General features: G+C 51.5%; 7 protein-coding genes. 2 read left to right on the top strand and 5 right to left on the bottom strand.

Annotated elements, in window-relative coordinates:
- Positions 1-226 precede the first annotated feature (226 nt).
- Positions 227-418: a dockerin type I domain-containing protein gene (locus tag AB1611_13800; GenBank protein ID MEW6380664.1), complete on the top strand. Its 192-nt coding sequence runs from the start codon at positions 227-229 to the stop codon at positions 416-418.
- Positions 419-510: 92 nt separating this feature from the next.
- A complete protein-coding gene (locus tag AB1611_13795) occupies positions 511-1,242 on the top strand; it encodes a hypothetical protein (GenBank protein MEW6380663.1) in 732 nt (243 codons plus the stop codon).
- Between the two features lie 138 nt (positions 1,243-1,380).
- Here the strand turns inward: AB1611_13795 and AB1611_13790 are convergent, their stop codons facing one another.
- The 5 genes from AB1611_13790 to AB1611_13770 form a co-directional block, all read right to left on the bottom strand.
- The gene (locus tag AB1611_13790) at positions 1,381-1,584 is read right to left on the bottom strand and encodes an ORF6N domain-containing protein (GenBank protein MEW6380662.1); all 204 of its coding nucleotides are present in this window, start codon (positions 1,582-1,584) and stop codon (positions 1,381-1,383) included.
- Positions 1,585-1,741: 157 nt separating this feature from the next.
- The gene (locus AB1611_13785) at positions 1,742-2,419 is read right to left on the bottom strand and encodes an ABC transporter ATP-binding protein (protein MEW6380661.1); all 678 of its coding nucleotides are present in this window, start codon (positions 2,417-2,419) and stop codon (positions 1,742-1,744) included.
- 49 nt (positions 2,420-2,468) lie between these two features.
- Positions 2,469-3,758 (bottom strand): efflux RND transporter periplasmic adaptor subunit, encoded by a 1,290-nt coding sequence (locus AB1611_13780; protein MEW6380660.1) that lies wholly within the window; start codon positions 3,756-3,758, stop codon positions 2,469-2,471.
- The gene (locus tag AB1611_13775; GenBank protein ID MEW6380659.1) at positions 3,755-5,140 is read right to left on the bottom strand and encodes a TolC family protein; all 1,386 of its coding nucleotides are present in this window, start codon (positions 5,138-5,140) and stop codon (positions 3,755-3,757) included. Before AB1611_13775 ends, AB1611_13780 begins: the two co-directional genes overlap by 4 nt.
- A 317-nt stretch (positions 5,141-5,457) precedes the next feature.
- Complete coding sequence (locus AB1611_13770; GenBank protein ID MEW6380658.1) at positions 5,458-9,075, bottom strand: cytochrome c3 family protein; 3,618 nt, start codon at positions 9,073-9,075, stop codon at positions 5,458-5,460.
- Positions 9,076-9,080: the final 5 nt, after the last annotated feature.

The following is a 9,080-nucleotide window of genomic DNA, read 5'->3' as shown; positions in this document are numbered from 1 at the left end:
CTGCCTCCGGTATCATGGTCTTTAGTTTTTTTCTGCCCATATAATACCGGAAACTTCAGTCAGGGGTGGGGGAATTTTGCATTGTCACAAACCCCTAAAATGGGGGAATTTTAGATTATCACAATCAAAACTCAAAAGTGAACAGGAAAGTGCCGTTTATCTTTTTAAATTGGAGAACTTGGGGAGTGATATAGCTCATTTTTCCAAAACAGGAGGATTCTTCCGTATGAGGTGCATTAAAGGAGATGTTAACGGGGATGGCTTTATTACTCCCAGGGATGCTCTGCTTGCTTTCAAATGCTATCTTGGAACCGGCCCTTGTCTTGAGTGCTCTGATGTCCATAGGGATGGCAGAATTACCCCGGAGGATGCTCAGTGCATTTTTCTGCGCTATATGCGGTCAAATCCCTGCTCATGAAAAATAGAGTGAATTGGAACGCCGAAGGGAGGCATCATCTTTCCATGTGCCTTGCACTTTCGGAATCGTGTGCACTTGATTGGGAGACTACCATGCATAGTAAAAGATTTTTGATAGCTTTGGTTACAGAAGTAATAGTCGTAGCCGCAGTTATCGGCTTGAATTTTCGGTGCTTAATGGCACAGTCCACTCCTGAAGGGAATATTTACCTGTATTATGAAGATCACACTATAGATAACCGTATCAGAGAGGAACTCAAACTATATGCCCCAACTATTTGGGAGAGTGTTAAGGGGCTTGAAGAAGTAGGGTTTGTCACTTCAGGAAAAGCTTATTCAATAGTAATCCTTATGCAACCATATACTGTAGGATCGTTTGATCCTACTACCGCTGAATGGGTAGTTATAGTATCATCCATTCCTGAAATAGGAGAAGAAGTAAAAATAACCATCGTTAGACTGGATTATCGGTCATTTGATTTAAAGAGAATCGATAAGTTTATCTATCCAGTGGAAAAAGAGCTCAGCTTGGAAGAAGTTATCCTAATTTTAGAAAAAGAGCTCCGTGAAAAAGACCTTCTTGCCCCTGATGAGGGCTTAATAGGGCCTGATGGAAAACCTCTTATTGATAATAGCTATGTTCATAAAGATGACGTGCATCTTTTCGGTGGAAATTATGTTTATTCAGTTGGGGCAGGTGATTTTGGTGGGAAAATATTTGTAGATAAATATGCAGGGAAACCCATATTTTTTGCAATTATGGTAATGCACCCCTGCCGGCGAAGAGTTCATCTTTCCACGCAAAGTCCGGGGTTCGTGCCTTGAATTATGGATTTATTTCCCAATCGTATAATTCAATGCCTGCCCCCAGGCTTTGCGGTGAGCGTTTGATTGGGAGACTACCATGCATAGGGGCCCATTGGGGTCAGCCCTTGAAATTTGACAAATAAAGGATGTCAAATTTCAAGGGCTGACCCCCAGAACTCGTGCATGCTCAGTAAAAGCATAAGGTAAGTATCTCCGACCACCTCTTTTTGAGGTCGCAATTTGCGACCTCAAACTTTCAAGCTCTTCTTTTGTAAGCTGGAACATGAACTCTTCCAGAAACCTTTTGATGTTCCTTTTTACCTGCTCATTGAACCTTTTTGTAGGCACTTCATACAGCATAGCCAAGTCACTATCCAGCAAGCATTACCCTTTTTCCTCTGAGAAAGAGGATCTTGCTTTGTATTGCCTCTTGTGGAATCAACTCTTGAATTCATAAAGATTACTCCTTCCGATAGAAGCGGTACCTCAAACCATATCTCTCGAACTGATGAAGCGACTACCTGCCGGCCTCCCGGTTGATACAGCCGTCCTTCAACCGGACGATGCGGTGCACATACCTGGTCATGGCCTGCTCGTGGGTAACGAGGAGAATGGTCTTTCCTTTCCTGTTCAGCTCACAAAAGATATGCATTATCTCCTCTCCCGTGGCTGAATCAAGGCTGCCGGTGGGCTCATCAGCAAGCAGCAGCGCAGGATCCGTAGCCAGTGCCCTGGCGATGGCTGCCCGCTGCTGCTGGCCTCCCGATAGCTCGTATGGCCTGTGAATCACCCTCTGGGCCAGACCTACGGCCTCAAGCGCCGCTCTGGCAGTCGCCTCCCGCCTGGCACCTCGCGGATGCCCTGCATACATCAGTGCCAGCTCGACGTTTTTCAGAATAGTCATCCTGGGCAGCAGGTTATAATTCTGGAAGACAAAGCCGATTTTCCGGTTTCTGACTGCGGCAAGGTCATTGTCGCTCAATTGAGAAACATCGACATCTTCGAGATAATACCGGCCCGACGTAGGCCGGTCGAGGCAGCCGATAATATTCATCAACGTGGACTTGCCGGAACCGGACGGCCCCATCACCGCCACAAATTCACCTCGCTCAATCGAGAGGCTGACCCTGCTGAGGGCATACACCAGCCCTGATTTCATGGCATAAGTCCGACTGATGTCCTCCAAGCATATCATGATGTTTCCTCTGACCACCGACCACTCACCACTGACCACTGACCACTGGTCACTCTTGCGCTCTTACCTTTTCCCCATCCCGGAGGGGCCTGCTGCTTGAGATAATCACCTCGTCGCCCTCCTTCAGCCCTTGAACGATCTCGATGGAGTCCACATCGGACAGCCCCAGGCCCACTTCCATCTTTCTGGCGATACCGCCGTGGTGGAGCCAGACAAAAGGCGGTGTTTCCCGCTGTATGGCGGCAAGAGGAAGAACCGGAACATTGCGCTTTTTCTCCCGGATGATTTTAATATCCACCTGATTGGCAATTTTCAGCAGCTCTGTACCCTCAGCCAGCAGGATAATGGTCTCGACAACGGTCCGCTCGCCCTTGATCCGGGCCTGCGGTGAAACCCGGCTCACTCTGCCGGGAAAGGTACGGTCGGAGAAGGCACCAAAGGTGATCACCGCCTCCTGTGCCTCCTTCAGGCGTCCCGCGTCCAATTCATCGATCTCAGCGCGCACCCGCAGATGTCCGGTATCGGCAATGGTCATAAGGGGCTGTCCTGTGGTGACGATCATTCCCTCTTTCAAATCGCACATCGTTACCCGTCCGTTGAAAGGAGCAATGGGAGAAAGCCGCTCCCGTTTTCGGAGAAGCTCTCTCAAGTTGACCTCAGCCAATTTCTTCTGATTGGCTGCCTTCTCATACTCTGTCTTGAGGGCAGACAGATTAATGCCCGACTGTTCCTTGTCGGCAGAATACTTCCGTGCTTCCTCAAGCTCACGCTCAGCCTGCTGAAGGTCGATGGTTGCCTTTTTCAAACGGTCTTCCTTGGTCTTGAGATCGAGGAGAGATTCAGCCTGTATTGCATACAGCTCGCGGGCAATGTTCACCTCCCGCTCAGCAGCCTCCTTACTCAGGGCTGCCTGCCGGTATCCATCCTCGCGGTCCTTCAAATAGGATTCACGCTCCGCAGGGTCCTCATAGGTACGCTCCGAAGCATCGAGTTTCATCCTCACGAGGCGCATGGCAATCTGCACCTGCTCGATCTCAAGCCTGGCCCTGGCCACGGCATCGTCGATATCGGCTAAATCAAAACGCACCAGTTCTTCGCCGGTCTTGACCGTATCGCCTTCCTCCTTGACTAACTGTAGGATTTTCCCCTCTTCCTCCGCCCGGATAACCTTTTCGACTACGGCCTCAACTCTGCCGGTAGCCTTGATATAGTCGCTGATATCCTTCCGCTCTACCTTGACGATCTCAATAGTGGGTAAATTGGAGGTCTTACCTATGACCAGGATGGTGCCTGCCACAACTATAGCTGCCAGGGTGATAAAAAAGATTAGTTTCTTCACGGCAGCGCCTCCCCCCTGGCCCATTTCAGCTCGGCCCTGGCCAACTCATAATCCATGAGGGCATTGATATATTTTTTTCTCGTCTCAGCCATACTGACATTATACTCTGCAACTTCATGAATGGTGGCTGCGCCCAGAGCAAACCGCTTCTTGGCTGTATCCAGGTTCACCCCGGCCAAAGCAACATTCTTCTGGAATATGGTAACTCTTTCTCCAGCGCCAATCAAGGAATTATATGCTTCCCGCACCTGATGAATTATGGACTGGCGCATTTTCTCCTGTTCAAGCAAAGAACCCGCCAGTACCGCTTTCCCCTCCTCGATCCTGCTCTCGGTCGCAAATCCCTCAAAAAGATTGAGGGTGAGGTTCACCCCTACCATCCAGTAATTCCGGGCAAGGTCTTCAAATGCCTCACCTGCATCCTCTCTGCCATATCCGATCCAGCTATACCGTCCGAACAGGTCAACCTGCGGGTAATAGCCTGCCCTGGCTACTCCTACTTCCGCTTCTTTGGCTTCAATACTCGCGGTGATGGATTGCATCTCCGGACGAAGGGAAAGGGCTGTACGGATGCCCTGTTCAAGCTCCTCATGAGTATAAGTCACCGGATAAAAGGATGGCTCATCCTGCGCATAGAGTGATCCTCCGGGTTTTTCGACTTTCAGGAGGCCCATCTCCAGCCATAGGCTATCTTCAGCAATTTTTCTCGCTGTCTGAGACTGCACAAGATCACCCTGATGATTGATGAAATCCACCGCTGCTTTCTCTTTCTCAAGCCCTGTGATGGCCCCTTGTGCATACCGGCTCTCGGCTGATTTCAGGATATCCTCCGCATGTTCGACTTTCTCGGAATCGACGAGGAATATCTCCTGTGCCCGTTTCAATTCCCAATAGGCCCTGATAGTTGCCAGTATCACCTTCCGCCGGGCAGTGATTTTTTCCTGTTCAGTAGTCCTGATCCCGGCCCTGGCCGCATTAATCTGAGAAGTAATACGCCCGCCGGTAAAGAGCAGCTCCCTGGCCTGAACCGATATTTCACTCTGGTATTCGGGAACATCCTTGGTGGGGGAAAAGACCTGGTCAATCCCGTTCTCGAAAGTCAGATGTATCTTGACCGGCTCGAATTTCTCGATAGTCCTGGTATAGCGATTCTCAACGACAAAATCCACTTCCGGAAACCGTGAAGACCGGGCCTTTTTAAGGGCAGCGAGGGACTTTTTCCGGTCTTTTTCGGCTATCGATATTTCCGGGTGTGCTTGTACTGCACGATTGATCGCCTCAGACAGGGAGATGGGTACCTGCGAAGCAGGTGCCTGCGCCCAGCTCATGCCGCTGAATATGATGAGCATGAATACCACGGCTAAAGGAAAAGGATTCTTCATGGTTGTTTGCTCAGAAATTATCTTCGCTCTTATGGGAAAGATAACACAGCAGTGCTGTCATTTATTGGTATTTCTCCCGCAGAGACGCTGAGACGCAGAGGATATCATTTTCGTTCTCTGCGCCCCCGCGTCTCTGCGGGAGATCATCATTCCATCCTATCGGATATGTGCCATTTATCCCATAATGAGCATTTATCTTTTATATCCTGTTCAGGAAAGACCAAAAACAAGGGGAAATACAAAGGACACCACAGAGCTCTGTGGTGTCCTTTGTATTTTTTTCTGTACCTACCATTCTCTTGAAAAGGGAATATGCCTTACGGTACAGGTTTCCTCTCGATCGTGTTGGTATTGTCTGTCGGTTTCACATCCTGTCCCGGTCGCCAGTATTTTTGATGCCACTCGGAAGGAACATGATAGTTCTTGTACTTGAGCATGGCTTCAAATCCGTGGCAATCCAGGCAGATGGAAAAGTCCGAACCGCTGTTGCGCAGGAAGCTGTTCCGGGGGTCCCCTTCGATGTTCTTTCCCGAATAGGGATATTCCCTGGATTCAGGGTCCCACTGGTGGGCGGTATGGCAGGTGGTGCAGGTTACAAAACCCACCGGGGATTTCTTGCCCTGCTTATCGTAGAGAGGAAAATACGTTTTATAATCCGTCTCTCCCATCCGGCGGAACTGGGTTATCTTCCCGGTATAGACAAAAGAGCTGGGATGGAGGCCGATGAAAACGCCTTTTTCCGCTGCACATTTTCCCTTGTCATGGCAGGACAGGCAGGTACCCAGCATGAAATCCTTCTCCGGCGGCAACTGTTTTGCCCAGAGCAGGGACTTGAATGGACCGTTATGCACCAGGTGACAGGCGGAGCATACGCCGGATTGGGCTACGGTATGGCCCTGGATATTGGTTTCCTGTCTGGCAAAGAGGCTCAGATCGTGCTCACTCTGGCAGGTGTACTTTTTATCCTTATGGCAATCCGTACACAGATTCTCTTTCGGCTGTTCGTCCAGCCTGAGAAAACTGGTATGGATATCCCCTTCCTGATTCTTCACCTGGGCTGCCTTTGCCTTGCCGGGTGTTTTCGCTTTTGCAGGAGGCTCGCTGTGTCGTTCGGAGCCTGGCACCACCTCAGGTGCCCAGAGGTGGGGATTATGGCAGCTTGTGCAGGTCAAAAGGCCATTGGCTGATTTTTCAACCGCTCCGGCAGGAGTATAGAGCGGCAGGCTGGTGGTGATCTCTTTGTCTGCCGGACGGATATCCACGGGATGAGAGAAATCGACGATCACCTTTTTCTCGCCTACTTTCCCCTGGCTGTGGCAACTGACGCATTCCTGGCTGGTCAGACTGCCGGCTATAAGGGGAAGCTCCCTGGCCCACAGATTGCTGAGGGGCGCATTATGAACCAGGTGACAGGCCGAGCAGATTCCCGATTCACCGACTGTCTGATTATGCACATTCTTCTCTCCCTCGGCTACCAGCCGAAGATCATGATCGGTGTTCGCTACCCGGCACTCTTTCTGGTGGCAATCCGCGCACAGGGCAGGCTCAGGCAGCATGGGCAGCCGAAGGAAGCTGTTCTGTGCTGTGCCCTCCCTGTTTTCCCCGGTTCCAACCGCCTGTTCCGACGGCGACCACTGGTGAACGGCATGGCAGGAGGCGCAGGCAACCTTTCCCGTCGGCTGCCTGGAACCATCGGGTGCATACAGGGGAAGCATGGTCTGGCCGTCGGCATCCTGAATCCCTTTATTCATGGGGTGAGTATGAGCAGTAATTATCTTCTTCTCTCCACACCCCTTCTCTTTATGGCAGGTGATGCACAGTTGATTGGCAAGATCGCCCTGACCATCGGGTGCCTTGGCAAACATCAGGATCGATGTCCCATTGTGGGCCAGGTGGCAGGCACCGCAGACGCCGGATTTGCGGGGCAGATCTCCGGCCTGATTTTTTTCCTTGGCTGCCATAAACCGCATATCGTGATCGGTTTTGGCCACATATTGCTGTTTCTTATGGCAGTCCAGGCAGAGCGTGGATTCACTGTCGTTCGCAATCCGGAGAAAACTGTCCTTGCCATCTCCTTCGAGGTTCTTCCCCGGTCCTTTGTCGCTTTGTGCGGGATTCCACTGATGAACATTGTGGCAGGTGGCGCAGGAGACAAGACGGCCCTGAGCCGATGCATAGCCCGTCTTGTCAAAGAGGGGGAGAGTGGTTTTATCGTCAGCCAGCTTGATATCGACCGTAACCGGATGGGTATAAGTACCGGTCAGTTTTTTCTCCGCACAGAGTTTCTCCCGGTGGCAGCTTTCGCAATATGCGCTGACCGGATCCTGGGCCTGGGGGAGCAGCCGGGCCCAGAGCTTATTACCCTGAGCTCTGTGCACTGCATGGCAGGAGCTGCATGGCCCGGATTCCGAGCATTTTTGCCCCAGCGAGTTCACTTCATCTTTGGCGGTAATGCGAAGGTCATGCTCGGTCTCGACTACCGATTTCTGGGTCTGGTGACAGGCCAGACAAAAAGAGGAATTATTATCATTCGCCATGCGAAGGAAGCTGGTCTCCTGCCCGCCCTCGACCATTTCTCCCGGACCGCACTCTTTCTTCCGGGGGTCCCACTGATGGGGATTGTGGCAGGTTGTGCACAGGATTTTGCCCTGCACTCCCTGAGCACAAGGCTTGCCCTGCTCGTCATAGGTGGGAAAATCGGCCTTTCCTTTCACTTTGGCAATATCCCGCATGACAGGATGGCTATAGGTTCCAACCAGTTTCTTCTGGCCGCAGGCTTTCTCGTTGTGGCAGCTTGCGCACATTTTCGAGCCGGGATCACCTTTGAGGCCGGATACGGGCCGTGACCAGAGGCGAAACTCCTGGGCATTGTGCGGCCAATGACAGGAGCCGCAGATTCCTGTCTGCATGCCTGCTTTGCTTTCCGAGCTCAGCTCTGCCGGAGCGGATAAGGTAAGGTCATGCTCGGTCCTGGCCACCAGGTTTTCTTGCTTATGGCATTCGATGCAGATCGGCGATTTCGCACCTTTGGCCAGAATCGAAGTCTCCTTCGCTGCCTTATGGGGGGAATGACAGGTCAGGCAGATTATTTGATTTTCCCCTCCTGTGATAAGGGGTGATCCTCCGCTCCATTTTTTCGGCATCTTCAGTTGAGAAGTGATATCGACCGGGTGAGTGCCCATCCCAACCCCTTTCCCCTTCATACTGGGGTTGTTGGTATGGCAGGACTCACACAAAAGAGCATTATACTCGCCATCCGCTTTGCTGGGAATGACCAGGAGGTTTTTATCCGTACTTCCATGCACGGTATGACAGGTCTCACAGATCACCGCATCCTTTTTTACCCCAGCCCGTCCATAATTCTCCAGGATTCTGGCCGGTATCGGCAATGAATTGACATCGATCGGATGATTCCCTTCCTTCGGTCCGCCGATTTTATCGATGTGACATTTGATGCAGATCTCGGAATTCCGGTTTGGGAACCGGAGATAGATCGTTTGCTGATACCGCAGCTCATCGGCTACCCCATGAGCCGTATGGCAGGTGCCGCAGACAACCTGCCTTTTTTCATCAAGAGGCATCTCCGGCGGGATGGAAACCCTGTCCGAAGGCACCATGTTCACCCGGTGCCCTCTCCTGGCCCAGAACCGCTCCCGCGAGTCGACCAGGATGCCGTTATGGCAGCTATAGCACATCATCTCATCGGCCGCATCCCGCTCCTTCTGATACTCGACCAGGTCAGTGCCTCGGCCTTCGAAATAAAACTGGTCCATCCAGCGAAAATGACAGATAGCGCACTCCTTGGCGGAGTTGGGAACCATCTGCCCAGAGGCTTTTGCGGCAAAACCTATCTGGAGAAGGAGAAAACCGATAATTATCAGGCCAGGGGATGATAGAAGCGATCCACGAGCCCGTGCTGACAGGTATTGGAACATTGGCA

The organism is bacterium (assembly GCA_040755755.1).
In the GTDB taxonomy this organism is placed as follows: Bacteria; SZUA-182; SZUA-182; order DTGQ01; family DTGQ01; genus DTGQ01.
Note: the sequence above shows the minus strand (reverse complement) of the source record. Positions and strands in the feature narration are given on the sequence as shown.

Coding starts and splice junctions, on each gene's coding strand:
- AB1611_13800 (MEW6380664.1), top strand. CDS start 227: ATGAGGTGCATTAAAGGAGATGTTAACGGGGATGGCTTTATTACTCCC.
- AB1611_13795 (MEW6380663.1), top strand. CDS start 511: ATGCATAGTAAAAGATTTTTGATAGCTTTGGTTACAGAAGTAATAGTC.
- AB1611_13790 (MEW6380662.1), bottom strand. CDS start 1,584: ATGCTGTATGAAGTGCCTACAAAAAGGTTCAATGAGCAGGTAAAAAGG.
- AB1611_13785 (MEW6380661.1), bottom strand. CDS start 2,419: ATGATATGCTTGGAGGACATCAGTCGGACTTATGCCATGAAATCAGGG.
- AB1611_13775 (MEW6380659.1), bottom strand. CDS start 5,140: ATGAAGAATCCTTTTCCTTTAGCCGTGGTATTCATGCTCATCATATTC.
- AB1611_13770 (MEW6380658.1), bottom strand. CDS start 9,075: ATGTTCCAATACCTGTCAGCACGGGCTCGTGGATCGCTTCTATCATCC.